Raw genomic sequence first — 26,019 nt, forward strand, 5'->3', positions numbered from 1 at the left:
GCTCGAAGCGATCGCCAGCGAGCAGTCATGGCGCAATATCAGGCCGACCAGAACCGCCGAGATCCGCGCACGCCCATTCAGATGCAGGAACGGGCGCAGCTTCCGATCGTCTGGTTGGTGGTGATCGGACTGGTAGCCCTCGGATTCATCGTGCATCTGGCGATGAGCTTTCTGGGCGGCGGCGGAATGGTCATCTGGCCTTTCGTCTTCGCGGTCTGCGTCCTGCTGATCGTCAATGACGCATCCAACAGCAACGCTGTCGGCGTGCCGCCGCTTCAGGCGTATGGGCTGTTTTTCGGCGTGCTGGCCGCCTTCTTCGCGTTTGTGTTCCTGGTCAGCAGCACGATCAATCCATGGCTGATTGTTGTGGGCGCCATCGCCGCGGGCGCGTGGCTCGTGTATGACTGGATCGGGCGCCGGCGGCGACAGCGAGCCATCGACCGGCTGCGCATGCAGGGCTTGTGCGTACGATGCCAGACCCCCGTCACCAATGGCCGGGACGATGTCTGCCCCAATTGCCTTCTTCCGGTCAATCCCGAACGCACGAACCTGTTTCGGCTGGGTCTGGCAATCGCCAACAAGAGCCGCTCGCAGACGGCGCGTCAGGTGCTCACTGGCCGCAAGCTCGGCAGAACGCAGCTCAAGGAGCAGGCGCTCAGAACGCGGCTGGCCAAGCCGGCAAGCTACAGGAAAAAGGGCTAAGCGCAGCAGGCGGCGTGACGGACCGGCCGGCGGCGCAGCAGCATCAGACCCATCAGCAGCGAGGCCGCCGAGCTCGGTTCGGGCACGCCGATCTGTGCCGGCGGCAGCCCCAGGGCAGCCAGCGACTCCTGCAAAGCCGCCAGGCGCCAGGCCGAAGCAGCCTCAGGCGAGTTGAACTGCCAGTACGTGGCCAGCAGGTTCAGGTCCGCCTGGTTCACCGCCCCGTCGCCGCTGAAGTCCCCCGCCGACCAGCTCGCCGATCCGAGCGTCTGCCAGTGGCTCGCCAGGATGTACAGGTCGCGCACGTCCACGCGCTGGTCGAGGTTCGCGTCGCCGTATTCGCTGAGGAAGATCCGGCGGATCAGCGTGTCCATGTCCTGCTGATCGGCCCCGCCGCCATCGGCATCCAGATCGTACAGCCACGCCGTGGAGCCGAAGCTGCCGTAGAGCGTGTCGATGTCGGTGGCGTTGGTCAGGTTGTCGTTATTGAGGTCGCCGCGGCGCACTTCGGCGTTTCGCGCCTCGGCAATGACGCTGGCCGGCGCGCCCACCGATGTGTATCGGCCGCGCAGCAGGAACAGATCGCGGTTGTCGATGCGTCCGTCGGCGTTCAGGTCCGCCGCCGGATTGAACGACAGGTTCTGTCCGTACAGCACCGTCTCGAACTGCGTCACGTCCGAGGTGGTGTAGGTGTTTGAGAAGTTCAGGTCTCCCAGCCCCGCGCCCAGCGTCGTGCCCATATCCAGCCCCGCGAAGCGCTGGATGCTGTAGTTGCCGGTGATCTCGAAGGTCACCACCGTCACGACGTTGTTGCCGTTGGGAACGTTGTTATACCCGTAAGCAAACAGGTTGCGGTCGATCTGTCCGGCTTTGTTGCCGCTGTTCACGAACGAGAGGATCTGCGCCTCGGTCAGTGCCGCCGGCAGGTTCAGGAACGTGTGCACGCTGTTGGCCGTCATGTCAGGGTTGACGACGCGGACCTGGCGGCTGTTGCCGCCCAGCGACGGCGTGGAGTCGATCGCCGAGTCTGGCCTGAGCCGATCGATGTAGATCACCTTGCGGAAATCCCTGTAGACGGCCGGATCATTCGAATCGTCGCTGTGGCGGAACGCGCGGACGGTCAGGTAGTTCATCCCCTCGGCAAGGGCTGTTGCATCAACATGCTGGATGAACTGCCCGTCGCCACCGCCGTACAGCGGACTGTGCTTGGTCGTGAAGTTCTCGAATCCGTAGGCGACGGTGTCGGGGGTGACGTGATCGACCCCGCCGGAGCTGTTCAGGTCCATTCCGTCGTTCAGACGCAGCAGCGCGTTGTCGCCGTCGGCATGGATGTCGCGCCACCCGCCAACCGTTACCGGCGTGGTCTGGAGCGTGATGCTGAATGAATCCGCTTTTACGACCTCCAGCGGTGTCAGCCGCGCGGTGCCGTTGGTGGAGGCGGTGGGCGCTTCGGCGGGAATGGTCATCGCGATGTTGGAGATCGACAGCGTGCCCGTGGGCGTGGGCAAGCCATAGATCACGTAACCCTTCTTGTGCTCGACACCGGCGGCATTGCGGTTGCGCGGGATGCGCAGGTCCACTCGGCCGTTGCCATCCACCACCAGCACGTTGTCGATCTGGCCGGCGCTATCGACGGTGGCGTCGTCAGCGTTGCCGGTGAGCTCGACCAGTCGCGTGCCCGGCGCAAAGGATGTCTGGACATCCTGGATCGTATCCGAGCCGTTGTCCAGGCGGTTGCTCAGGGCCACGATCGCTGACTTCCGGCGTTCGTAGACCAGCAGTTCCTTGTTTCGCCAGCGTTCGATGTAGTTGCCGCGCCCGTGTGTGTTGCGGGCCTCGACGAGCCTGGTGATGGTGTTTCCGTACAGTCCGCCCAGCGCATCGCCCCGCCCGTCGCGCGGAAACGCGCGGCCGTCCCCGAACTGCCTGGCATTGAAGTAGACCACCGCGTTGCCGGGGCGCATGAGCGAGTAGGCGTAGGCGACGTTCTCCAGATACGGCGCGGCGCCGATGTCGTCGTGGTTGGACACGAATGCCACGCCCTGCGAGCCGTTGTTCGCCAGCCCGTCGTCCTGCACGTCCTGCGAGGCGTTGACGATATTGCCCCAGTCGTTGGCCAGGCCGTTGCCGCTGAGATTGTCGCGCATGGCGAAAAACAGCGGATAGTCCAAAGCGTCGCGGTTGCCGCGCACCTGCCCGATCGTGCCGCTGTTCAGGTCCTTGCGAATGTATTGCTGAACGAACCCGCGGTTGCCGTCCAGCACCTCGCTGAAGCTGAACACGTGGCGCACGCTGCCATCCAGCAGCGGCTGGCGGATCGCGCGGTACACCGACTGGTCGAAATAGTTCAGCACCCAGGCGGGCATGTGCTTGGCCGCGTCGATCCGGAATCCGTCCACCCCGACTTCCTGCACCATCCACTGCGTGTGCCGCATGAGGTAGCCGGTCGCGTTTTCCTCGACCGGATCGCCGGCCATCGGGTCGGCCGTGTTGAACGGGTAGATCGTGACGGTCTGGTTGGTGGCCGGATCATACACCGTCATGCCGGGCAGATCGCGATCGGGATAGAACCGGCGGTTGGATTCTGCCGGCACGTTGGCCAGCCGACCGAACGCCGGTGTGGTTCCTGCCGGAAGATTGTTGGCAAAACCCGGCACCGGGCTGCGGATGAACCGGTGGTTCTTCTCCTGGGCAATGTCGATGAGTCCTGCCAGCCGGCCGTTCAAGTCGCCGCTCTCGAACGCTCCGTGAAAATCACCATCGACGTCGTTGATCCCGCGCGTGTTGTAACCCGGACTGCCGGGACTGGTGCTTTGAAGGGTGATGGCAAAACCGGGATATCCACCGGCGGCGGCAAAGCCGGGCGTGCTGAGGTTCGAGTAGCCGTTGTGATTCCAGATCAGATCGACATACACGCTGGCGGCGGCGCGGTGCATCATCGCCACCGTCCGCTTCAGTGACTTCTCCGAGCCGTAGAGCGTGTAATTGCCCGGCCCGCCCAGATCGAAGCGGTCATACACGTCGTACCCGACCGACTCGTTGCTGGTATCGGCGCGTCCGGTGGGCGGCAGCCACAGCGCGCCGTACCCGGCCATGAAGATGTCCGCCGACCGCTTCTCGATGTTGTCCCATCGCGACTCGAAGATCTGGAGGATGGGCGGTGCCGAGACGTCGTCGGCGTGAGCGGCCCCGGCCAGAGCCACCACTGCCAAGGCCGCCCATTGCGCGTACGCCGCAGGTGGCGCCGCTCTTGTCGCTCGCCTGAAGGCCCCTGCGGCGCGAGGCTGAGGTTGGTCGCCGCCGGGCACCTGGCGGCATCGGCAAACATCTATGCTGGACATTGCACCATCACCGCGGCATGCGCTTTACCGACGCGCCGCGGCGCGACGACGCAGCAATGCGACGGCGGCCAGGCACGCCGGCGCCAGAATCGCCGGCTCGGGGATCACGATCCTGAAGTACTGATCGCCGGCGAAGTTGTTGAGATTGATCTGCCCGACGGTGCCGTTGAAGCCGCCGGCGCCGTCGCCGCCGAGGTTGCCCTGCGGCGGGGTCAGTCCGCCCAGGAACTGATTGCTCAGGTAGTCGTGGTTGGAGCCGTTGATCATGGCGGAGATGAGCACGACGTCGCCGTCGCCGGGGTTGCCGATCGCCGACAGCGGGATGATCAGCTCCAGCCCCGTGGTGACGGCGGCGGCGGCGAGCTGGTCGGCGGCGGCGGTGCCGCCGGTCACGCCGGCGGTATTCGAGTTGTTGAATGCGACGCCGATACCGTTGGGCAGGGCGCTGGCGTTGGCACCCTGCTGCGTGCCGCCGAACACGTTACCCGCCGCCAGAAACGCGCCCGCCCCGCCGCCGATCGTAGCAAAGTCGATGTCGAATCGATCCCCGCCAAAGTTGCCGTTGCGGGTGATGATCAGGTAGTCGGCGGCGAAGGGGCTGTCGAAGGTGAAGCCGGCATACTTGAATGCCCAGCCGTCGTTGGGCGGGTTGTTGCCGCCGTTGTTGGTATCGTTCTGGAGCACGTTCTGCCCGCCCGGCTGCGAGTCGATGAAGATGTTGAGCTTGTTGAAGTTGTTTTCCAGGTTGCCGGTGAGCAGCAGGTGGAGGTTTCCGCCCTGCACGGTGGCGTAGGCGGCGTCGAGCTCGCTGCCTCCATTGGGGTTGGCGTCGCCGAAGGCGGTTTGGACGGTCTGGACGGCGACGGGGCTGCCGTAGTCCGGATCGCGCACGCCGTCCACAGAGATGGCGGCGAAACTGGAGCCGGTGGCCAGGACAATGGCGGCGCATGCCACGCCCGAGCAGTTCAGCTTAAGCATTTTCGACCCTCCGAAGGTAAATGCCGAGGAACTGGAGAACGGGTTAATCGGTTTGACAGCATCATAAGCCCGCCTCGCGCGATGTCAAACAAAAACCGGCGAATCCGTGGGAACGGGGATTGGGGCACGAGGTGCCGAGGCTTCAAGGGCAGTTCGAATCGGCGTTATTTCGGCAACCGCATCGACGGCGGGCCGGTATGGGGTTTTGATTGCATTTGTTCATCGGGTTGTTAAACTGTTTTACTGCACGTATGCCCAGCCGCAGCAGCAAGCGAGCCGCCGCCTCCGCCGCGCCCGCCAACCACCTGGCGGTGGACCTGGCCGAACCGTCCGCCGCCGCCACGCCCTCGCGACGCACAGCCGGCCGCAACCGCGGCGGAAAATCGGTCAGCCTCCGCGACGTGGCCCGACTGGCCAAGGTCTCCGTCGCCACCGTCTCGATGGTCCTGAACGACAACCCGCGGATCAGCCGCGCCACCCATCTGCGCGTCTCCCGGCTGATCGAGCGACTGGGCTACCAGCCCAACCGCCTGGCCCAGAGCCTGTCCAGCCGCTACACCACCGTGCTGGCGGTGCTCGTGCCGGCGCTGCGCCACACCTTCGCCGACGCCTACTTCGGCGAGCTGATCAGCGGCATCTGCGACCGCGCGGGGAAAATGGGCTACAAGGTCATGCTCGAGCAGGCCAAGCCTGACTTCATCAAGGAAAAAAAGCACATCCAGATTTTCGAGCGGCGATACGTGGACGGGGTGCTGCTGCTGGGAACCAACGATCGCAACCACTACCTGGAAGATTTCGCCGACGATCGCTACCCGGCGATGGTCGTGGACAACTACTTCGACCAGTGGCAGCTCGATTACGTGGCGTGCGACTACCGATCCGGAGCGATGCAGGTGATGAACTACCTGCTTCAGCTCGGCCACCGCAAAATCGCCCTGTTGTGCGCAGCACCGGAGATCCACACTTCGCGCGACATCAAACAGATCTACGTCCAGCGCCTCGCCGCCGAAGGCACAACACCCGACGACACCTGGTGTGAGGATGGCAAGTTCACCGAACAGGGCGGGGCCGAGGCCACCCAGCGGATCCTGGAGCGTCATCCGGATATCACGGCGATCTTCGCGTGCAACGACAAGATGGCCATCGGAGCGCTGCACCAGTTGTCGCGGATGGGGATTCGCGTGCCGCAGGATGTCTCGGTGGTCGGCTTCGACGACTTGCAGCACACGCAGTTCATCAACCCCAGCCTGACCACGATCCACCTGCCACTGTATCAGGTTGGGGTGCAGGCGTGCGAGCGGCTGATCGAGCGGATCCGCGGGCGGGCGGAGCGCGTCGCCGAAACGCTGCCCACCCATCTGGTCGTGCGCGATTCCACAGCAATGGTCAGGTCGGGCACTTGATCACATGATAAACCTCTTGAACCACCAGGACGCGAAGACACGAAGCGGTCGTTCATGTTCGCGCAGTCGCTTCGCGACTTCGTGGCTTCGTGGTCTTCTTCTGCTTTTGTGTGTGCTCGCGGCGGCGCTCGTCAGCTCGCCGTGCCGGGCGGCGGCCAGGGAACATACCTTCAAGTTTGATTCAAGGTCGCTGGACCTCAAACCGCAATCGGTGGCAGTCGCCGGATCATTCAACGGCTGGTCCAAAGACGCCACCCCCATGACCGATCCCGACGGCGACGGGATCTACACCGCAACCGTCAAGCTCAACGAGGGCGTGACCTACTACAAGTTCGTCGTCAACGGCGATCGCTGGCTCAATGATCCGGCCAGCGACAGGGAACTGGAAGTCGACGACACCTTCGGCGGGAAGAACTCGGCGGTTCTGATCGGCCCGGACATCCGCAAGGCCCCGCCGCCCAGGCCCAATCACATCAACGAGCAATTCGTCCTGCACGACCCGAAGGACCGCAGTGATCTGGACGTTGTCGATCAACGAACGCTGCGTGTGCGGGTCCGCGCCCAGGCGGGCGACGTGCAGGCTGTGGAAGTTGTCGCCCGCAACGCAGACGTGAACAACTCGATCGATTCCCGACTCCAGAAGCTCACCACGGACGCAGGATTTGACGTATTTGGCGGACTGGTCGTCGTACCGGGTGCACAGATCGCTTACCGGCTGGATCTGATCGACGGAACCAAACGACTCGCGATCGATCCTGACGCGCACGGCGTGGCGATGCAGCCGAACGTACATACCCCCGACTGGGCCAAGCACGCCGTGTGGTACCAGATCTTCCCTGAGCGTTTCCGCAATGGCGATCCGTCGAACGATCCGGGCGACAGGGAGTTCGAGACGCTGGTCCGCTGGCAGGCGGACTGGTGGAAGACCCAGCCGGGCGAAGCGCCGGGGCAGGAAAACTTCTACCGCGGCCACGGGAATGTCTGGCGGCGGCGCTACGGCGGAGACATCCAGGGCGTCAGGCAGGCGCTGCCGTACCTGCGCCGGCTCGGGGTCAATGCGATTTACTTCAACCCCGTCTTCGAGGGCGATTCGCTGCACAAGTACGACGCCACCGACTACCGCCACATCGACGACAACTTTGGCGTCAAGGGCGATATCCCCATCCCCGGCGAGACGGACGACCCGACGACCTGGCAGTGGAGCCAATCCGACCGCATCTTCCTGGACTTTGTGGCCGAGGCGCACCGTCAGGGGTTCAAGGTGATTCTGGACGGCGTGTTCAACCATGTCGGGCGGTCGCATCCGTTCTTCCAGGATGTCCTCAAGCATGGCAAAAATAGCAGATACGCTGATTGGTTCGAGATTACCGATTGGGGCGACGGCGGCGAGCCGGGCAAACCGGGCGGCATCCGCTGGAAGGCCTGGGACGGACCCGACGGGCATCTGCCGGTCTTCAGGAAAGACCCGCACAAGGGACTGGCGCCGGGGCCTTACGCACACGTGATGGCCATCGCCACACGCTGGCTGGCGCCGGATGGCGAGCCGTCCCGGGGCATCGACGGCTGGCGGCTGGACGTGCCCGGCGACATCCCCCACCCCTTCTGGATCGACTTCCGCAAGGTCGTGAAGCAGACCAAACCCGACGCCTACATCACCGGCGAAATCTGGGACTGGGCACAGGCGTGGCTACAGGGCGATCAGTTCGACGCGGTGATGAACTACCGCTTCGCCGTCGCCTGTCAGGAATTCTTCGCCAACCAGACCAAAGCGATCACCGCCAGCGAGTTCAACTCGCGGCTGACGCAGATGATCTTCGCGTATCCGCATCAGGTGGTGCTGGCGCAGCAGAACCTGTTCGACAGCCACGACACCGATCGTCTGGCGTCGATGTTCGTCAATCCTGATCTGCCGTACGACGCGGCCAACCGCATCCAGGACAACGGCCCGAAGTACAAGCCCGACAAACCCAACCCGCAGCAGTGGGCGCGGATCCGCCAGGCGGTGACATTTCAGATGTGCTTCCTCGGGGCGCCGATGATCTACTACGGCGATGAGGCGGGGATGTGGTCGCCGGATGATCCATCCAATCGCATGCCGATGTGGTGGGAGGATCTGGAGCCGTTCGAGAATCCCGAGTTCCAGTTCAGCGACGAGCACTTCGCGCACTACCAGCGCGTGATCGCGATCCGCCACGCGCTGCCGGCGCTGCGGCTGGGGTTCTATCGGCCAATCGTGATCGACGACAGACAGGGCGTGCTGGGCTTTACCCGCCAGGTGGGCGATGATTGCGTCTACGTCGTGCTCAATCGCAGCGACAAGCCGGCGCGGGTGAACGTTCCGGTCGAAGCCGGGCACAGCTTCATCGATTGGATGAACCCCGCGCACGCCGAACTGAAGCTCCCGGCCGACGGCAACGATCGCCCGACGATCGCGCCCAAGCCCGGCGCCACGCCGCTCAGCACCGATCCCGACGGCAAAACTGTGGTTGTGGAGCTGGATCCTTACGACACGGCCATTCTCACGCCCGTTATCAAGCCATGACGATCGCCCGGGCAATGCGGCTGCTGCTGGCGATGGTCTCGATCGGGATCATCGTCTGGTCGTTTTTCGATGTGGGGCTGCGCGTGGTGCGCGAGCAGCGTGCCCGGCGCGATCGCCCGATCACCCTGACGGTTCTGCACTGGGGCAGCAAGGAGGAAGACCAGATCGTCCAGACGCTGGTGGATCATTACATGCAGCAGAATCCGCACGTGCGGATCGTGCGGATCAACGCCGCTGGCGGCTTCACCAGCAAGCTCAAGACGATGATGGCGGCGGGGACTCCGCCGGATGTGTTCTACCTGCCGCCCAACCTGCTGCCGGAATTTGCGACGCTGAAGCTGGTGGCGCCGCTGGACAAGTATTTCGAGCAGGAGCCGGCCGAGTGGCGACAGGACTTCTATCCCCTGCTGATCAACGCCTGGCGGTACGACGCCGACGCGCAGCAGCTCGGCAAGGGTCCGCTGTTCGGGCTGCCCAAGGACTACACGACGGCGGTGATGTACGTGAACGTGGATTTGTTCCAGGCCGCGGGCGTTGCCGTGCCGTACAGCGGATGGACCTGGGACGAGTTTGAAATCGCGATGCGGAAGATCACGGCGCTTTCCGGCACGCGCGGTTTCGAGAATCGCCGGATTTACGGCGGGTATTTGCAGCTCTGGCCGGACTCGCTGCGGAACATCCTCTGGACCTTCGGCGCAGACTATTTCGGCACCAGGCCCGACGGCTCGCCCGACTTTCGCAACGTCACGCTCGACGAGCCGCCGGCTCTGGAGGCGCTGAAGTTCATCGCCCGCCTGCGGCTGAAGGATCAGATCGTCTACAACCCCACCGGGATCGCCAAGGAAGGCGGGCAGGAGTTCTTCAACGGCAACATCGGCTGCCTGGGGCCGATCGGACGGTGGATGGTCCCGCGGTATCGCACGATCAGCAGCTTTCGCTGGGACTGCGTGCCCGTGCCTTACAAAACCGCGCCCGCGTCGCAGATCTATTACACCGCCTGGTCGATGTCGTCGGGCACGAAGTATCCGGACGAATGCTACAGGCTGATCCGTTTCCTGTGTGGGCGCGAGGGGCAGGTCATGTCGGCGCACCTGTGCCTGGCCGTGCCGAGCCTGCGATCCGTCGCCAATTCCGACGACTTTTTGAATCCACCGGGGGTGCCGAAACACAACGCGCGGGCGTTTCTGGACGCGATGGAGGTGGCGCGGCTTCAGCAGATCCCCCGACAGGAAGAATGGGCGCGCATCGTCGATGACAAGATCGAGGACTCGATCCAGCTCGGAACCGCCACCGTCGAGCAGAATGTCAGGGAGATCGAGCGCCTGTGGCTGGCGGAGCTTGATTCGCCGCTCAGACGCGAGAAGTTCGGCCCGATGCGGTGGGACATCGTCCTGGCGGTGACGCTGGGGGCCGTGGCGCTGGCGGCGGCGGGGCTGGCGTGGCGGGCGCGACGCGAACGCCTCGGGCCTCTGGACCGCGCCCAGGAACGCGCGGGGTTTGCCTTCATCCTCCCCTGGCTGATCGGGTTCCTGGCGCTGACGCTGGGGCCGATGCTCATGTCCCTGCTGCTCAGCTTCACCCGCTGGAGCGCGATGGTGCCGATCAGCGCCGCCGACGCCGTGGGACTGGCCAACTACCGCCAACTGTTGCAATCCGACGCGGCGTTCTACAAGTCTATCCAGGTGACGGTCTACTACGTGCTGCTGGCGGTGCCGGTGACACAGGTGGCGGCCCTGGCGGTGGCGCTGCTGATGAACCTGAAGCTTCGCGGCATCACGGTCTTCCGCACGATCTACTTCCTGCCCTCGGTGATCAGCGGCGCGGCACTGGCGGTGCTGTGGCTCCAGATCTTCAACAACGACTACGGGCTGCTCAACCAGATCCTTCGCCCGATCCTCAGCCCGCTGGGACTGCGCCCGCCCAACTGGTTCGGCGTGGACACCAGCGTCGATCCCCCCGTCAACGACGCGGCGCGATGGGCCATCCCAGCCTTCGTGATCATGAACCTCTGGGGCGTGGGCGGAGCCATGATCATCTATCTGGCCGGACTCAAGGGGATCCCAGCCTCGCTGTACGAGGCGGCGACGATCGACGGCGCCGGAGCCATTCGCCGACTATGGAACGTCACCCTGCCCATGCTCTCGCCGCTGATCTTCTTCAATCTGGTCATGGGGATCATCGGCAGCTTTCAGGTTTTCACGCAGGCGTACATCATGACCGGCCCGGGGCCGGGCGACGCCACACTGTTCTACGTGCTGAACCTGTACCGCCAGGCGTTCGAGTTCCACAACATGGGCTACGCCAGCGCGCTGGCGTGGATCCTGTTTCTGATCATCCTGGCGTTGACGATCGTGGTGTTCCGGGCATCCAGAAGGCTGGTCTACTACGAGGGGCTGAAGACGTGACGGGCAGATGCGGATGGGCGGCTGCGCTCCAGTCCCCTCTCCCGGTACTCCGGGAGAGGCAGAGGAGGTGACACGTGACGACGACGCAGAGCCCGATGCTTCCTGCCGCCAAACCGCAAGCGGCTTCGCCGGCCGGTCCGGCGGCGGGAACACCTGCGCTTTCGCGATCGGCCCGGCCCAGCAGCAGCGTGCAGCAGATGCTCGCCTACGCGATCCTCCTGATCGGCTCGGTCGCGTTCCTCGTGCCGTTTTATTTCGTGATCAACGGATCGCTCAAGACCGAAGCCGAAGTCGCCGCGGGGGATTTCGTCGCGCCGCCAAAGTCCCTCAAGCAGATCCAGTGGTCCAACTACCCCCGCGCGCTGTCGAAGGAAAAGATGAACTTCTGGCCGGCGCTGGCCAATACCGTGGTCATCACCACGCTGAGCGTGGCCGGGCAGATCCTCTCGTGCAGCCTGGTCGGCTTTGGCTTTGCCCGCTTCAGGTTCCGCGGCCGCGCCATCCTCTTCATGGTCATGCTCTCGACCCTGATGCTGCCGGCACAGGTCACCATGATCCCCGTGTTCGTGCTGTTCCGCTCGCTGGGGATGATCGACAGCTTCTGGCCGCTGATCATCCCGGCGTGGCTGGGGTCGCCATTTTTCGTGTTCATGTTCCGGCAGTTTTTCGCGCAGATTCCCGAAGAGCTGATCGAGGCGGCGCGGATGGATGGGGCGGGCAACTGGCGAATCTACTGGCAGCTCATGATGCCGCTGAGTGGGCCGGTGATTGCGATCGTGGCCATCTACACATTTCTGGGAGCCTGGAATGATTTCCTGGGTCCGCTGATTTACCTGAATTCACCGGAAAACCGCACGCTGGCGCTGGCGCTGAACGCATTCAAGGGGCAATACGGGACGACCGACGCCCAGCTTCTGATGGCCGCCAGCGTCGTGTGCATGCTCCCCTGCGTGATCCTGTTCTTCGCGGCGCAAAAGTATTTTGTGCAGAGCGTGGCCATGACGGGGCTGAAGAGCTGACTGCCCCGCCGCGGGCAACGCGCTGGGCGAAAGCGGCGGCAGAATTCCTTTGACATGCCCGGGCGGGTGGCGGTATTGTTAAACCGTTTAAACACGTTCGTGCCCGCTCTCGCTGCTACTTTGCCGGAGGTGGAATCATGTCGCTCGCGGTCAAAACCAAACGTCACCGTATCGCCGCGCTGCTGGGGGGCGTCGTCGGGCTGGCCATCGTCCCGCGGATGTCCCTGGCGGCTGTCGAGGGAACCGTCGATGTCGCAGAGTACAACCTGACACTGGCCACCCAGACCGCGCCCACCGGCTTTGGCAACAACCAGTCGGAGCTGAACCAGGCGCTGGGTCGCATCAATCCCGACGGCTCGTTCCAGCTCGCCCTGACCGGCAACCTCGAAGGCGCGCCGTTTTCCAACGGCATCGTCATATTCCTGGACACCAAATCGGGCGGCGCCATCGCCGGGACCACGCCCGGCGGATACGGCGTGTTCGGCTCGGTCGGCGGCGCGAAAACCGACGACTGGGGCACCGACACCGACGGCGGACCCGACGTCTCGCCCCCGCCGGGAGGACCCAGCATCGTCAGCCCCGGCTTCAACCCCGACTACTCGATCGAAATCAACAACTTTGGCGGCGGGCCGAACTACTACATCAACGTCATCGACCTGACCATCCCCAACGAGCCCAACCCCAACCGCGACGTGTTCCTCAGCGATCCGCTGGACAGCTCCCGCAGCGGATTGCTCAACAGCGGAACCTCGGTCACCTCGATCTATTACCGCGACAGCGGCGCCGGAAGCTTCAACGCCGGCGAGGTCACCCATGCCTTCAACAACACCAACACCGCGGGCGTCAATGGCACGGGCGATCCGGCGGGGCTGGGCGATCCCACCACCGCCACCACAGGCGTGGAGCTGCTTCTGTCCACCCTGTTTCTCAACGCCGATCCGGGTCAGGAAATCAAGCTCCTGGCGTTCATCACCAACGATGCGGGCAATTACCTGTCCAACCAGTTCCTGCCGGGATTGCCGTTTGACACGCCAAATCTGGAAGGCCCCGGCGCCGGCCCGGGCGGGGTGCCGCTTTTCGATGCCGAAAACGGCTTCACTTCGCCCATGCCCAATTTCTACATCACGGTGCCTCTTCCGGAGTGGGGCAACAGCGGCGGCGGGGACTGGTCGGTCGATGCCAACTGGCTGATCGTCCGCCCGGAGGGAATCAACACGACGGCCAAGTTCGGCAGCGCGATCGCGGCCGACGCCACCGTCAACGTGGACGGGGCACACACCGTCGGCGGAATCATCTTCGACAACGCCAGCAACGACTACACACTCGGCGGCAGCGCCGGATCACTCACCTTCGACGCGCTGGCGGGCAAGCAAACCCGCATCAACGTCGTGGCCGGCTCGCACGCCATCACCGTACCCATGTTCTGGCAGAAGGACATGCGGCTGTCCGTGTCCTCGGGCGGATTGTTGGACCTGAGCAACAGCACGGTCACACCGGCGGCGGGAATCACCCTGACCAAAGACGGCGGCGGCACAGCGATCATGCAGCACGTTCGCACGTCCGCGGTGGCGGTGCAGGAAGGCTCGCTGCGAATCGCCGCCGGCACACTCGCCAACCAGCCGGCCGGAACCTCGCGCGTGGACTCGCTATCGATCGCCACGGGCGCCCGCCTGGACCTGAACAACAACAGCCTGATCGTCAACAGCGGCTCGCTGGCAACGGTGACCGCATCGATCAAGTCGGCCCTTGAAAACGGCGGGAACTTCGACTGGCTTGGCCCGGGAATCGGCAGCACACAGGCCAATGTCCAGAACACCACCGCCGGCAGCTTCCTGTACGGGCTGGGCGTTGTGCTCAATGACCTGGCTCAGGTGGGAGGCAGCGGGCCGATCTACACCGATTTCGCCGGGCAGACGCTGACCGGTAATGAGATCCTGGTGAAGTTCACCTACTTCGGGGATGCCGACCTCAGTGGCTCGATCGACGCCACCGACTACTCGCTGATCGACAACGGGTATGTCAACAGTCTCAGTGGCTGGATCAATGGAGACTTCGACTACTCCGGCAGCATCGACGCAACGGACTACGCCCTGATCGACAATGCGTATGTGAATCAGGCCGGTCCCTTGGCCGAGGCGCTCATTGCCGAGCATGCCCGGATGTTTGGCGGCGAATACCTGGCGGCGTTGCGAGCGGTTCAGTCGGGCGTGATTCCCGAGCCGGCGTCGCTGGGCCTGCTGCTGGGCGCCGCATGCTCGTTGAAGCGATCGCGTCGTGCCCGGCGAAACTGACGAATCGAAGCCTCCTCCATGACGGCGGCGCGCCCCTTGGGCGCGTCGCCGCCGTTTTTGGGCTTTGACCTGCTTGCGTGTATCATCCAACGATCGCATCACTGCACGGCACCACGCACATCAACTGAACCTGAGCACGTGAGGGATCGGTCATGAAACGGGCCCTGCTGGTCGTGTTCGTCCTGTTCTTTCTGGTCGCGGTCGCCATCGCCGGTTGGTATGCCGTACACACCCGGCAGATCGAGGCGGAGCTCCAGCGATACAAGGCCTGGGGCGGGGCGCGCCGGCCGGTAAAGGTGACGTTCGAGGTCCAGCCGTGCCCGGGTACGCCTGAGGATCAGCCGCTGTGGATCAGCGGCAACGCTCCGGAGATGGGCGGATGGGACGGTGCGGGGGTGGCGCTGACGCGGGGGCAGGACGGCAAGTATCGCGGCACAATCGAAGTCCTCAGCGGCATCGAGTATTCCTACAAGGTCACTCGCGGAAGCTGGAGCACGGTCGAGCGCGGCCCGCAGGGCCAGGAGATCCCCAACCGGACTCTGATGGTCGAGCAGGACGCGACCATTCCCATCACGATCGCCACGTGGGTGGACGGGGGCAAGAGCATTCCGGGTTTGCATACCCTATCGGGAACCATCCGCGAGCACAGGAAGTTCCGGTCCGAGCTGTTGAACAACGAGCGCACCATCATGGTCTACCTGCCGCCGGGGTACGACCAGTCGCCGGATATCAGATACCCCGTGCTGTACATGCACGACGGGCAGAACCTTTTCGACGCCGCCACGAGCTTCGCGGGTATCGAATGGAAGGTGGACGAGGCGGCGCAGGAATTAATTGGCGAGGGGCGGATCGAGCCGCTGATCATCGTGGGGATCTACAACAGCGAACAGCGGACGGCGGAGTTCACTCCCCCGCAGCCACACAGCACCGCCGGCGGCGAATCGGAGCGCGGGCTGCTCTATGCCAGATTCGTCATTGAAGAAGTCAAGCCCTTCATCGACAAGACCTATCGCACCAGGCCCGATCGCAAGAACACGGCCCTCGCCGGATCATCCATGGGAGGGATGATCACGCTCTACATCGCCAAGACGTTTCCGGGCGTGTTCGGACAGGTGGCGGTGCTCACGCCGCACCTGCGGGTCGGGCAGCGAGACATCGTCCAGGAGTTGTCGGCCGGTGATACGCAGTGGATCAAAGGCATGCGATTGTGGATCGATATGGGCGACAGGGGCGAGGGCAACTACCCCGGCACCGATCCGATGGGAGACGCGCGGGCACTGGTACAAGTGCTTCAGGGCGCGGGGCTGCGTACGGGGATCGATTATCAGTACACGGAAATCCCTGGCGGGGAGCATAACGAATCGGCATGGCAGGCAAGGATCGATCAGGTGCTGCTGTTCCTGTTTGCCAAGCCGGCGGAACAGCCCGCCGCGGCAGGCGCCGGGTAGACTTTGCAGGCTGTGCCCGTCATGTGGTGCAGGGATTCGAGCACTGCCAGCCTGTGTCACGGGCGACCCCACCCGTGCAAGCCGCCATCGCACGGGTGAGATGCCCGTGGCACGTAAAAGACCGCCGCCGCAATGCCGTTTTCATGCATCACTTTTGAGTCCGCGAGACACACCGCGGTTTTGATGCTACACTAGTCCCGGCGATGGTTGCCTCGCGTCGCACAGTTCGATTCCGGCTGAGCGTGTGCCTGCTGGCGCTGGCGGTGTTGCTGGCCAACCAGGTGCCGGCCCTGGCGGGGGAAATCTGCCGCGCTCTGGCTGACGCCACCGCCCGGCCATGCTGCCAGCCTCAAGGCCCTCAGCATGATCCCGCGCCCGCGGATGATGATGCCGGCGATCCCGATTGCCGCACGTGCGTTCTGTGCCAGGCCAACGGCGGAATGCTTTCCATCATCATGCCGCAGACCCTGCTGAGCAGTCTGCCGCGGTTAAGCCGGATCAACATCGATCCTGCGACGGCGCTGGACCAGAGCGCCAAGGATCCGCTGGTTCCACCCCCGCGCGTGTAGCTCACCCGAATTCTGCTGCCGTTGCGCGCCTGCCGCGCGCACATCGCGTTTGTGTTTGTCCGTCAGCCACTTCGCTTCTGTGCGGTGAGAACCATGACGTCGAAAACAACTGCCGATCTTTCGCTGCTTACCCGATCGTCTTCGCAGCGGCACACCATTCCCCGCCCGCCGTATCCGTGGAAGACCCGCCTGCTGCTTCCGGCGGGAATCGTGCTGTCGCTGCTGGCGGTGACGGCCTGGTCGGCGCGCGACACGCTGCTTCCGGCGACGCCGCTGCGCATCGTGCCGGTGGTCGCCCGGGCGATCAACAGTTCTTCGGCTGCTTCCGGCGCCCCCGGCACGATCGTCACCCAGGCCGCCGGGTGGGTCGAACCTGATCCGTATCCGGTGGCGGCTTCGGCGCTGGCGGATGGAGTCGTCCGCGAAGTGCTCGTGCTGGAGGGGCAGAGAGTAAAGGCCGGCGATGTCGTGGTGCGGCTGATCGATGACGATGCGAAGCTGGCGGTGCAGCGTGCCGAGGCGGAGCTTGCCGCTCGCCGCGCCGAACTTCTGGCTGCCGAGCGAACCTGGGACAACCCCATCGAGCGCGACCGCGCCGTCGCCACCGCCGCCGCTCTGGTCGATCAGGCCAGGGCCGAGCTGTTCAAGCTCGAAGCCGACATTCAGGCCGAACAGGCGCGCGTTGACGAGCTGGCCGACCAGTTGCGGCGGATCGAACAGACCAGCTCCAGCGGCGCCGCGTCGCAACTGGAGCTGGTCGGGACGCAATTCCGGCTGAGCGCGCAAAGGGCGACGCTGGAGGCGACCAAAGCCCGCCGGCCGGCACTGGAGGCACTGCTTCGCCAGCACCAGGCGGAGCTGGCCGCCGCACGCGAGCATCGCAGGTTGCGCATCGAGGAATCCCGCGCGCTGGACTCCGCCAGAGCCGCCATGGCGCTGGCAGAAGCCCAGCTCGCCGAGGCAAAGCTGCGGCTGAGCCGCATGGAGATCCGCGCGCCCATCGACGGGATCGTGATGAACCGACTGGTCGAGCCGGGCGGCAAGCTCGTGCTGGGGATGGATTCCGCGATGTCGGCGCACGCGGTGCGGCTGTATGACCCTTCGCGGCTACAGGTGCGCGTGGATGTTCCCCTGGCCGACGCGGCCAAGGTGGGCGTGGGGATGCCGGCTCAGATCGTCGCGGACGTGATGCCCGATCGGGTGTTCAGGGGCGTGGTGTCGCGCGTGGTGCACGAGGCGGACGTGACCAAAAACACGCTTCAGTTCAAGGTCCGCATAGACGATCCCGATCCGCAGCTCAAGCCGGAAATGCTGGCGCGGGTGAGGTTCCTGTCGGCCGGCACGGACTCGACGGCTCACGCAACGACCAGCTCCGTCGCCTCCGGCTCGACAGTTTCGCTGTTCGTTCCGGAGTCGCTGATTCGGACGGATGGCGCGACAAAGTTCGTGTGGCTGGCCGACCGGGGACGCGGTGTTGCCGTCAAGCGCGCCATCACCCCCGGAACCCTGAAGCAGGATGGATGGATCGAGGTGATGTCGGGTCTGTCCGCCGGCGACGCGGTCGTCGCCGAACCGGTCGAGCTGACCGACGGGCAGCGGATCCAAATCGTTGGCGAAGCGAAGACGCCGTAACGATCCACAGCGTGCGTCGAGTGCGCGCGCCTCGTGTCACGGCCGTCTCGGTCGTGCGAAGGTACGACTGGAGTAAGGAAACGCGATGTTGAGGATTCCCGAGAACGCGAAGCACCCGGCACGGGCGCGACGCCCGTGACACTGCGTGCGCTTCGATCGGGCATGCATTGGGAAAAGGATTGTAGAGGATTATGGCGTTCATCGAGTGTAGAAATCTCACGCGGGAGTACAGGCGCGGCGAGAACGTGATCCGGCCGCTCGATTCGCTGGATCTGGACATCGAGCGCGGGACGTTTGTGGCGTTGATGGGCCCCAGCGGCAGCGGCAAGACGACGCTGCTGAACCTGATTGCCGGAATCGATTCGCCCACGTCGGGCACCTTGACGATCGACGGCGTGGAGATCAGCAGGCTGAGCCGCTCGAAACTGGCGGCGTGGCGCGCGGACCATGTGGGGTACATTTTCCAGCTCTACAACCTGGTGCCGGTGCTGACGGCGTACGAGAACGTCGAGCTGCCGCTGCTGCTGCACAAGCTGAGCGCGCGGCAGCGCCACGAGCGGGTGGCGACGGCGCTGGAGCTGGTGGGGCTGGCGGATCGTCACGATCACTACCCGCGGCAGCTTTCCGGCGGGCAGGAGCAGCGCGTCGCCATCGCCCGCGCGATCGTCACCGACCCGACGATCCTCGTCGCCGACGAGCCGACCGGCGATTTGGACAGGCCTTCAGCGGAGGCGATCATGCTGCTGCTGAAGCGGCTGAACGAAGAGCTGGGCAAGACGCTGATCATGGTGACGCACGACCCCCGCTGCGCCGCCTACGCCGAGCAGGTGTTGCATCTGGAAAAAGGCAAGCTGGCCGAGCGCCCCGCGAAAAAGGGGTCGGGAGTCTTTGTTTAGCAAAAGGGGTCGGGAGTCTTTTCCGCCGCGAAAAGACTCCCGACCCCTTTTTGGTGCCGACCCCTTTTTGGTGCGATATGGTGCTGCCGAAATTCATTCCGCTGGTCCTCAAGCAACTGCTGCGCAGGCGCGCCCGCACGGGGCTTACCCTCGCTGGCGTCGCCACCGCCATGTTCCTGTTCTGCGCGATTCAGGCGATGAACGCGGGCGTGCGCCAGGCCACGCAGACGGCGGCGAACGAGACCACGCTGGTCGTGTATCGCCAGAACCGCTACTGCCCGTTCACCAGCCGCCTGCCGCAGCACTATCAGTCGCGGATCGCGCGGATCCCCGGGGTGGTGTCGGTCGTGCCGATGCAGATCGTGGTGAGCAACTGCCGGGCGAGCCTGGACGTGGTGACGTTCCGTGGCGTGCCGCCCGAAGCGCTGCCGCAGTACATCAAATCATCCCGGATCGTCGATGGCTCGATCGAACAATGGACCGGCCGCGGCGATTCCGCCCTGCTCGGCGAGGCGCTGGCTCGGCGGCGGGGGTTGCGCGTGGGCGACCGCTTCCAGGCCGCTGGCGTCACCGTCACGATCGCCGGCATCCTGCGCTCCGACCGCGAGCAGGATCAGAACGTCGCGTACGTTCACCTGCCGTTCCTCCAGCAATCCACGAGGCTGAAAAAGCTGGGCGTGGTGACGCAGTTCAACGTGACGGTGGACCACCCCGGGAAGCTGGACGCCGTCGCGCGGGCGATCGACGCCGAGTTCGCCAATGATCCGGACCCCACCAGCACCAGCAGCGAGCAGGCGTACGTGGCGCGGGCGGCGCAGGACGTGATCCGCATCGTGCAGTTCACCAAATACCTGGCCTGGGGGTGTCTGGTTGCGGTATTGGCGCTGATCGGCAACGCGATCGTGCTCAGCGTGCAGGATCGGATCCGCGAGCACGCGGTACTCCAGACGCTGGGGTTCTCCAGCGGTTTGATTGCGCGGCTGATCGTCACCGAAGGCATGTTTGTCGGATTGCTCGGCGGCGCGGTAGGGACCGCCATCGCCACCGCTATTCTCACGTGGCGGACATTCAGCCTCACGACCGAGGGGCTGAGTATCAACGTGCATTCGGAATGGCGCGTGGTGGCGATCGGTCTGGCGATCTCCGGCGCTCTGGGCGTGCTGGCGGGGCTGGTTCCCGCCTGGCAGGCCTCGCGACGGAAGATCGTCGAGTGCTTCAGAGCCGTGTAGCCGCAGAACAGGAGCGTCGGACGCATGAGAACTCTGAGGCCTTGTTATTGGTGAACACTGCGATGTCTCTTCCCCTGGACTACGCGATCCGCAATCTCGGGCGTTCGCCGGCGCGGCTGCTGTTGAGTCTGGCTGGCAGCATGCTGGTGGTGCTGTTGGCGTTGGCGGCGGGAGCGTTCGTGCACGGGATGAACCGCAGCCTGATGGTGCGCACGGGGGATCGCAACGTGATTCTCTTCGGCGCGGGAAGTGAAGAAAGCGTTGAGCGAAGCGAAATAAGCCCGGCGGTGCCGGGGCTGGTCGCCGCCGCCGTGAAGGGCATTCGCAACCGGCTGGGCGTGGCGTACGTCTCGCCGGAGGTTCACATGCAGACGACGGTGCGGCGGGCACCTGAGGATACGAGCACGCCGCAGGTGATGATCCGGGGCATCACAGCGACGGCGTGGCTGGTACACGCGGGCGTGCGGCTGATCGAAGGGCGGCTGCCCCAGGTCGGGCGCGACGAGATTGTCGCCGGTCGATTGGCGCACCAGCGTCTGGGCTTTGCGCCGTCGGAACTGTCGATCGGCTCGCGCGTCTGGTTCGACGATCGCTACTGGACGGTGGTCGGGCTGTTCGAGGCGCCGGGATCGGTGATCGAATCGGAGATCTGGTGCCCGCTGACGGACCTGCAAATCGCCGCCAGGCGAGACAACCTCTCCTGCGTCGTGCTTACGCTGGAGGATGATGCGGAGTACGATGACGTGGACGTGTTCGCCAAACAGCGTCTGGATCTGGAGCTGATCGCGGTGCGCGAGGCGGACTACTACCGCAAGCTGCGGGATTTTTTCTCGCCGATCCGGGCGATGGTGTGGGTGACGGCGGTGCTGATCGCCAGCGGGGGAATCCTGGGCGGGCTGAACACGATGTACGCCGCGTTTGCCTCGCGCGTGCGCGAGGTCGGGGCGCTTCAGGCGATAGGCTTCAGCCGCCGAACCATCGTCAAAAGCCTGATGCAGGAGTCGGTGCTTGCGGCGATGGCCGGAACACTGCTGGCGCTGGTGCTGGGATTTGTCCTGCTGGATGGATTGACGGTGCGGTTTTCGATGGGCGTGTTCGGGCTGGTGATCGATTCGCAGGTCGTGCTGATCGGCATCGCCGCCGGGGCGATCGTGGGCGTGCTGGGCGCGATCCCGCCGGCCTGGCGGTGCCTGCGCCTGCCGATCGCCGAGGCCCTGAAGGCCGTGTGACGCGATGTGCGCGCTCTGATTTGCGATTTGTGGTTTGCGATCGGAGACTTCAGATCGGTGATTTCGAATTCAGTTGATGGGAGCTACGCATGATCAGGCGAATGTTACTGTCGATGATGCTGGCGACGGGTGTGGCGATCGTCGGGTGCGATAACGGAGGCTCACAGACTTCGCAGGCGACGCCGCAGTCGGCCGCCGAAGCCGCCGAGCCGTTGCCGGCGACGTTGGCGCTGGCGTCGGCGCCGGTGGACGCCAAGGACGTGGCGGCGGTGAAGGCGTCGGCCAGGCCTGGAGATCGTGTGGTGGTGCGTGGCGTGGTAGCGGGAAGCGAAAACCCCATCTCCGCCAACCGCGCGATCCTTACGCTGCTCGATGCGAACATCAACACCTGCGAAAAGAGCGAAGGCGACGCCTGCAAGACGCCGTGGGATGCCTGCTGTGAGCCGGCGGACGTGCTCGCCAAAAACACGCTTACGGTGCAGGTGGTCGATGCCCAGGGCCGCCCGCTGAAGGGCAGTTTCTCGAGCCTGCCGGGCGTAAAGCCCCTGGCCCGGCTGGTGGTCACGGGCACGGCCCAGCCCACGCCCGATGGCGCGGTGTTGCTGGTGAATGCGGATGGGGTGTTTGTCGAGAAGTGATCGAAGGGTCAATCGAGGCAATGTTCGGCACGGGTTGGAACCCCCGCCGCGCGACAACGGAGTGCTCATGATGTCACTATGGTCAGTTGGATGTGTGCTGGCGATGTGCTGTGCCTTGTCGGCCTGGGCGTGCGGTGCGGACCAGTCGCTTGCGACGGAGTGGATCGACGCGGACACGGGGCATCGCGTGATTCGACTGTCCAGCGAGCCGGGGAGTCTGAGCCTGTATTTTCATCAGAACGCCTACACGCCCGACGGTAAGAAGCTGATCATCACGACGCCCAGCGGGATCGCGGCGGTGGATTTGCAGACGCGCGCCGTCGAGTTGATCGTCCAGGGCAAGGCCCGTCCGATCATCGTCGGCTACAGGACCAACACGATCTATTACACGCGTGAGGGGGCGATATTCGCGACGGATGTGTACACAAGGGCGACTCGGCAGATCGCGCCGATCCCGCCGGGCGGGTCGGTCAACAGCGTCAATGCCGACGAGACCCTGATAGCCGGGACGATCACCTACGGCCCGGACGGAAGCACGCCGGGTGCGACCTCCGCTCCGGCGAACCTGACCAAAGCGCAGCGGATCGACTGGCGGTACAACCAGCATCTGCCGATGGAGCTGTTCACGATCAACACGGCCACGGGGGAGTTGAAGAGGTTTCATCGCTGCAAGCACTGGCTGAACCACGTGCAGTTTTCGCCGACCGACCCGAATTTGCTGCTGTTCTGTCACGAAGGTCCGTGGCACAAGGTGGATCGCACCTGGACGATCCGCACCGACGGCTCGGGACTGACGATGATTCACCCGCGCACGATGGCGATGGAGATCGAGGGACACGAGTGGTTCAGCGCCGATGGGAAAACCGTGTGGTACGACCTTCAAACCCCGCGGGGACAGGTCTTCTGGGTGGCCGGGTACGAGCTGGAGACGGGCAGGCGCACGTGGTACAGCCTTCAGCGCGATGAGTGGTCGGTGCATTTCGTCAGTTCCCCGGATGGCAAGCTGTTCGCCGGGGATGGTGGCAGCGAAGGGATGGTGGCCCGGGCCAGGGACGGCAAGTGGATCTATCTTTTCCGCCCCGAGCTTCTTGAGGACCGTGGCCCGCCGGATGTCGATTCAAGCAGGCTCATCCGTCCGGGGATTCTGCGCAGCGAGCGGCTGGTGAACATGTCGCGGCACGATTACGCGCTGGAGCCGAACGTGACTTTCACGCCGGACATGAAATGGATCGTGTTCCGGTCGAACATGCTTGGCCCCAGCCACGTGTTCGCGGTGGAGATCGCCAAGGCCGGGTCGTAGGCTCGGATGCGAAGAATCCTTTTGGGCTGTGATCCGGCGGCTGCGCCGCGGCGTGGCGCGGGTGGTGGGCAACCTGGGCAGATCAGCCCGCCTCCATTAGGCGCGGGTGTCGGCGGCGGTTTTGCGGCGGCGATCGCGCGGCACGCGCGGGCGACCGAAAGCGTCGGTGTCGGTGATCACGCGGCTGGCGCGGGCAGGATCGGCGACCACCGATACGTCGAACACCATCGCCGGGGCATCTTTGGCGGACGTACCCGCGGACATGGACGATCGAGACGCCTGCCTTGCCGCTTGAAGCGCATGCTCCAGACGCTTGCGGGCAAAGCGGACATACTCTTCAGACTGATCGATCCCGACGTATCGCCGCCCGAGCAGTGCCGCGGCAACGACCGTTGTCCCACTGCCATTGAACGGATCCAGGACGATGTCGCCCGGATTGCTCGACGCCAGGATGATCCGGTTCAGCACGGCGATGGGCATCTGGCATCCGTGCCAGCCTTCACGCTCGCGGAAGGTTCCACATACGCGACTCTCGTACCACGTGTCCATGCCGGGCTCGAAATAGCCATGCGGGGCAGCCTCCTGCGGACGGAGGAACCACGTGTCGTCAGGGAGCTTTCCCTTGGGGTTGGCCCTGGCGTCGGCATAGGTCGTCTGCCGGGCGCTGGCTACCCTCACCGCGTCGGCGTTGAAGGTGATGTTCGTCATCCCCGCGTTCGGCCTCTCCTTCGTGAAATACAGGATGTGTGTGTGACTCTTGGCGAACATCTTCCTGGTCTGCTGGCCAAAGGTGTAGTGCCAGACGATCCAGTTGCGCAGGTGAAAGCCGATTTTCCGCCGGGCCACGACGCACAGGTCGGCGGCGAACTCATCCCCGATCGCCAGGTAGAACGAGCCGGTTGGCTTCAGCGCCCGATGCACCGCACGCATCCATTGCTCGCTCCATGCAATGTACTCGTCCACGTCCTTGCGGTCGTCGTAGTTGTGGTACAGGTAGCCGATGTTGAAGGGGGGATCGGCGAACGCCAGGTCCACCCACGCCGGCGGCCTCTCATTCAGCAGCTTGACGCAATCTCCCTGGATGATCTGATTGGTCTGAATCATGCCGCGCGCATTGTAAAGGCCCGGGCTTGTGGCGCAAAAGTTACCGGACTTAGCTGCCAGGTTATCGGCAGCGGCACGCCGCAGCGCGGATAAGCTCTTGATGTATGCCTGCTTGCGGCGGTTCATGGCATTGCGAAAGACCCTGTTTATAATCGGACCTTCCACAGGCTGAGCATGAATCCGTCGCTGCTGCGCATCCTCGACGCCAACGCCAACCGCGCCCGCGAAGCGCTGCGGGTCATCGAGGACTATGCCCGCTTCGTGCTCAACGACCAACTGATCTGCGGCAGGCTCAAGCAGCTTCGACACGACCTGGCCCAGGCCAGCGGCGGCTTCGTCGCCGACGCCATCCTCCACCGCGACACGCCGGGGGATGTGGGCACGGCGACCAAAACGGATCAGGAAATGCGGCGCGATGACATCGGGCAGGTGGTGACGGCGGCGGGCAAACGCCTGGGCGAAGCACTGCGCACCATCGAGGAGTATCTGAAAACCGAAGATCCCCTTGCTGCTTCGAAGATCGAATCGCTGCGGTATCGCTTTTACGACATCGAACAACAGATCGCGCGCACCGTTCGCCCCGCCGCTGGCGGCCTGGCATCCGTTCGTCTGTACGTGCTGATCACCGAGAAACTCTGCTCCCGGCCCTGGTTGGAAGCGGCCGAGCAGGCGATTGCGGGCGGGGCGGATTGTCTTCAACTTCGGGAAAAGGAGCTTGAAAGCGGCGAGCTGCTGAAGCGTGCCCGGCAACTGGTCGAACTGTGCCGCCGGCACAACGTGATCTCGATCATCAATGATCGCCCGGATATCGCGATCCTCAGCGGCGCCGACGGGGTGCATGTGGGGCAGGGCGACCTGCCGGCTGTGGAGGTTCGCAAGATCGTCGGGCGGCAGAAGATCGTTGGCGTCAGCACGCACACGCTGGAACAGGCCAGACAGGCGGTGCGCGACGGGGCTGATTACATTGGTGTGGGTCCGGTTTTCCCCAGCAGCACCAAGCCGCGGGATTTTCTGCCGGGGCTGGAATTTGCCCGGCAGGTCGCGCAGGCCGGGCTGCCCATCCCCGCGGTCGCAATTGCGGGAATCACGGCGGCAAATGTCGATGAAGTACTGGCGACGGGAGTCGGCGCCGTGGCGGTGACCGCCGCGGTCATCAGTGCCCCCGACATCCGCGCCGCCGCGAGCCAGATCAAAGAAAGGATTCGCCGCCACGCAGCCATGAACGACACGAGCAAACACCCGCGGGCTTTGGGCACATCAGCCGTCTGAAGCTGCTGCGAGCCAGGCTCTGTG

At 64.5% G+C, this 26,019-nt stretch carries 18 protein-coding genes; 15 read left to right on the forward strand and 3 right to left on the reverse strand.

Annotated features, from left to right (window positions below; genetic code table 11):
* Positions 1–27: 27 nt before the first annotated feature.
* Positions 28–702 carry a hypothetical protein gene (locus tag ACQS5P_RS09910; protein ID WP_428940730.1) on the forward strand — a complete coding sequence of 225 codons (675 nt, stop codon included), beginning with the start codon at positions 28–30 and terminating at the stop codon, positions 700–702.
* On the opposite strand, the gene ACQS5P_RS09915 is transcribed toward ACQS5P_RS09910, so the two are convergent.
* Positions 699–3,908: a dockerin type I domain-containing protein gene (locus tag ACQS5P_RS09915; RefSeq protein WP_428941012.1), complete on the reverse strand. Its 3,210-nt coding sequence runs from the start codon at positions 3,906–3,908 to the stop codon at positions 699–701. The genes ACQS5P_RS09910 and ACQS5P_RS09915 overlap by 4 nt on opposite strands.
* Positions 3,909–4,067: 159 nt before the next feature.
* Positions 4,068–5,021, reverse strand: a complete 954-nt coding sequence (locus ACQS5P_RS09920) for a hypothetical protein (protein WP_428940731.1) — start codon at positions 5,019–5,021, stop codon at positions 4,068–4,070.
* A 251-nt stretch (positions 5,022–5,272) separates the two neighbouring features.
* On the opposite strand from ACQS5P_RS09920, the gene ACQS5P_RS09925 reads away from it, so the two are divergent.
* From ACQS5P_RS09925 to ACQS5P_RS09985, 13 genes are all read left to right on the forward strand, one after another.
* The gene (locus ACQS5P_RS09925; RefSeq protein WP_428940732.1) at positions 5,273–6,424 is read left to right on the forward strand and encodes a LacI family DNA-binding transcriptional regulator; all 1,152 of its coding nucleotides are present in this window, start codon (positions 5,273–5,275) and stop codon (positions 6,422–6,424) included.
* 112 nt (positions 6,425–6,536) lie between these two features.
* Positions 6,537–8,966, forward strand: coding sequence for an alpha-amylase family glycosyl hydrolase (locus ACQS5P_RS09930; protein WP_428940733.1), 2,430 nt, complete (start codon positions 6,537–6,539; stop codon positions 8,964–8,966).
* Complete coding sequence (locus ACQS5P_RS09935; protein ID WP_428940734.1) at positions 8,963–11,371, forward strand: extracellular solute-binding protein; 2,409 nt, start codon at positions 8,963–8,965, stop codon at positions 11,369–11,371. Before ACQS5P_RS09930 ends, ACQS5P_RS09935 begins: the two co-directional genes overlap by 4 nt.
* Positions 11,372–11,445: 74 nt before the next feature.
* On the forward strand, positions 11,446–12,390 hold the full coding sequence (locus tag ACQS5P_RS09940; RefSeq protein WP_428940735.1) for a carbohydrate ABC transporter permease: 945 nt from the start codon (positions 11,446–11,448) through the stop codon (positions 12,388–12,390).
* Positions 12,391–12,527: 137 nt separating this feature from the next.
* Positions 12,528–14,681 (forward strand): hypothetical protein, encoded by a 2,154-nt coding sequence (locus tag ACQS5P_RS09945; RefSeq protein WP_428940736.1) that lies wholly within the window; start codon positions 12,528–12,530, stop codon positions 14,679–14,681.
* Between the two features lie 152 nt (positions 14,682–14,833).
* Positions 14,834–16,129, forward strand: coding sequence for an alpha/beta hydrolase-fold protein (locus ACQS5P_RS09950; RefSeq protein WP_428940737.1), 1,296 nt, complete (start codon positions 14,834–14,836; stop codon positions 16,127–16,129).
* A 203-nt stretch (positions 16,130–16,332) separates the two neighbouring features.
* Positions 16,333–16,698, forward strand: a complete 366-nt coding sequence (locus tag ACQS5P_RS09955; RefSeq protein WP_428940738.1) for a hypothetical protein — start codon at positions 16,333–16,335, stop codon at positions 16,696–16,698.
* A 93-nt stretch (positions 16,699–16,791) separates the two neighbouring features.
* On the forward strand, positions 16,792–18,330 hold the full coding sequence (locus tag ACQS5P_RS09960; RefSeq protein ID WP_428940739.1) for an efflux RND transporter periplasmic adaptor subunit: 1,539 nt from the start codon (positions 16,792–16,794) through the stop codon (positions 18,328–18,330).
* Positions 18,331–18,521: 191 nt separating this feature from the next.
* Positions 18,522–19,226, forward strand: a complete 705-nt coding sequence (locus tag ACQS5P_RS09965; protein WP_428940740.1) for an ABC transporter ATP-binding protein — start codon at positions 18,522–18,524, stop codon at positions 19,224–19,226.
* A 77-nt stretch (positions 19,227–19,303) separates the two neighbouring features.
* On the forward strand, positions 19,304–20,455 hold the full coding sequence (locus ACQS5P_RS09970; RefSeq protein WP_428940741.1) for an ABC transporter permease: 1,152 nt from the start codon (positions 19,304–19,306) through the stop codon (positions 20,453–20,455).
* Positions 20,456–20,517: 62 nt separating this feature from the next.
* Positions 20,518–21,684 carry an ABC transporter permease gene (locus ACQS5P_RS09975; RefSeq protein ID WP_428940742.1) on the forward strand — a complete coding sequence of 389 codons (1,167 nt, stop codon included), beginning with the start codon at positions 20,518–20,520 and terminating at the stop codon, positions 21,682–21,684.
* A gap of 89 nt (positions 21,685–21,773) precedes the next feature.
* Entirely contained in the window at positions 21,774–22,322 is a 549-nt protein-coding gene (locus ACQS5P_RS09980; protein WP_428940743.1) for a hypothetical protein, read from the forward strand.
* A 103-nt stretch (positions 22,323–22,425) separates the two neighbouring features.
* The gene (locus tag ACQS5P_RS09985) at positions 22,426–23,622 is read left to right on the forward strand and encodes an oligogalacturonate lyase family protein (protein ID WP_428940744.1); all 1,197 of its coding nucleotides are present in this window, start codon (positions 22,426–22,428) and stop codon (positions 23,620–23,622) included.
* 96 nt (positions 23,623–23,718) lie between these two features.
* On the opposite strand, the gene ACQS5P_RS09990 is transcribed toward ACQS5P_RS09985, so the two are convergent.
* Positions 23,719–24,726: a DNA-methyltransferase gene (locus ACQS5P_RS09990; protein WP_428940745.1), complete on the reverse strand. Its 1,008-nt coding sequence runs from the start codon at positions 24,724–24,726 to the stop codon at positions 23,719–23,721.
* Positions 24,727–24,900: 174 nt separating this feature from the next.
* Between ACQS5P_RS09990 and ACQS5P_RS09995 the strand changes: the two genes are divergently transcribed.
* On the forward strand, positions 24,901–25,995 hold the full coding sequence (locus ACQS5P_RS09995; RefSeq protein WP_428940746.1) for a thiamine phosphate synthase: 1,095 nt from the start codon (positions 24,901–24,903) through the stop codon (positions 25,993–25,995).
* The last annotated feature ends 24 nt before the right edge of the window (positions 25,996–26,019 follow it).

This window comes from Fontivita pretiosa (assembly GCF_050410795.1).
GTDB lineage: Bacteria > Planctomycetota > Phycisphaerae > Tepidisphaerales > Tepidisphaeraceae > Fontivita > Fontivita pretiosa.

Coding starts and splice junctions, on each gene's coding strand:
- ACQS5P_RS09910 (WP_428940730.1), top strand. CDS start 28: ATGGCGCAATATCAGGCCGACCAGAACCGCCGAGATCCGCGCACGCCC.
- ACQS5P_RS09920 (WP_428940731.1), bottom strand. CDS start 5,021: ATGCTTAAGCTGAACTGCTCGGGCGTGGCATGCGCCGCCATTGTCCTG.
- ACQS5P_RS09925 (WP_428940732.1), top strand. CDS start 5,273: ATGCCCAGCCGCAGCAGCAAGCGAGCCGCCGCCTCCGCCGCGCCCGCC.
- ACQS5P_RS09935 (WP_428940734.1), top strand. CDS start 8,963: ATGACGATCGCCCGGGCAATGCGGCTGCTGCTGGCGATGGTCTCGATC.
- ACQS5P_RS09945 (WP_428940736.1), top strand. CDS start 12,528: ATGTCGCTCGCGGTCAAAACCAAACGTCACCGTATCGCCGCGCTGCTG.
- ACQS5P_RS09950 (WP_428940737.1), top strand. CDS start 14,834: ATGAAACGGGCCCTGCTGGTCGTGTTCGTCCTGTTCTTTCTGGTCGCG.
- ACQS5P_RS09955 (WP_428940738.1), top strand. CDS start 16,333: ATGGTTGCCTCGCGTCGCACAGTTCGATTCCGGCTGAGCGTGTGCCTG.
- ACQS5P_RS09960 (WP_428940739.1), top strand. CDS start 16,792: ATGACGTCGAAAACAACTGCCGATCTTTCGCTGCTTACCCGATCGTCT.
- ACQS5P_RS09965 (WP_428940740.1), top strand. CDS start 18,522: ATGGCGTTCATCGAGTGTAGAAATCTCACGCGGGAGTACAGGCGCGGC.
- ACQS5P_RS09970 (WP_428940741.1), top strand. CDS start 19,304: ATGGTGCTGCCGAAATTCATTCCGCTGGTCCTCAAGCAACTGCTGCGC.
- ACQS5P_RS09975 (WP_428940742.1), top strand. CDS start 20,518: ATGTCTCTTCCCCTGGACTACGCGATCCGCAATCTCGGGCGTTCGCCG.
- ACQS5P_RS09980 (WP_428940743.1), top strand. CDS start 21,774: ATGATCAGGCGAATGTTACTGTCGATGATGCTGGCGACGGGTGTGGCG.
- ACQS5P_RS09985 (WP_428940744.1), top strand. CDS start 22,426: ATGTGCTGTGCCTTGTCGGCCTGGGCGTGCGGTGCGGACCAGTCGCTT.
- ACQS5P_RS09990 (WP_428940745.1), bottom strand. CDS start 24,726: ATGATTCAGACCAATCAGATCATCCAGGGAGATTGCGTCAAGCTGCTG.
- ACQS5P_RS09995 (WP_428940746.1), top strand. CDS start 24,901: ATGAATCCGTCGCTGCTGCGCATCCTCGACGCCAACGCCAACCGCGCC.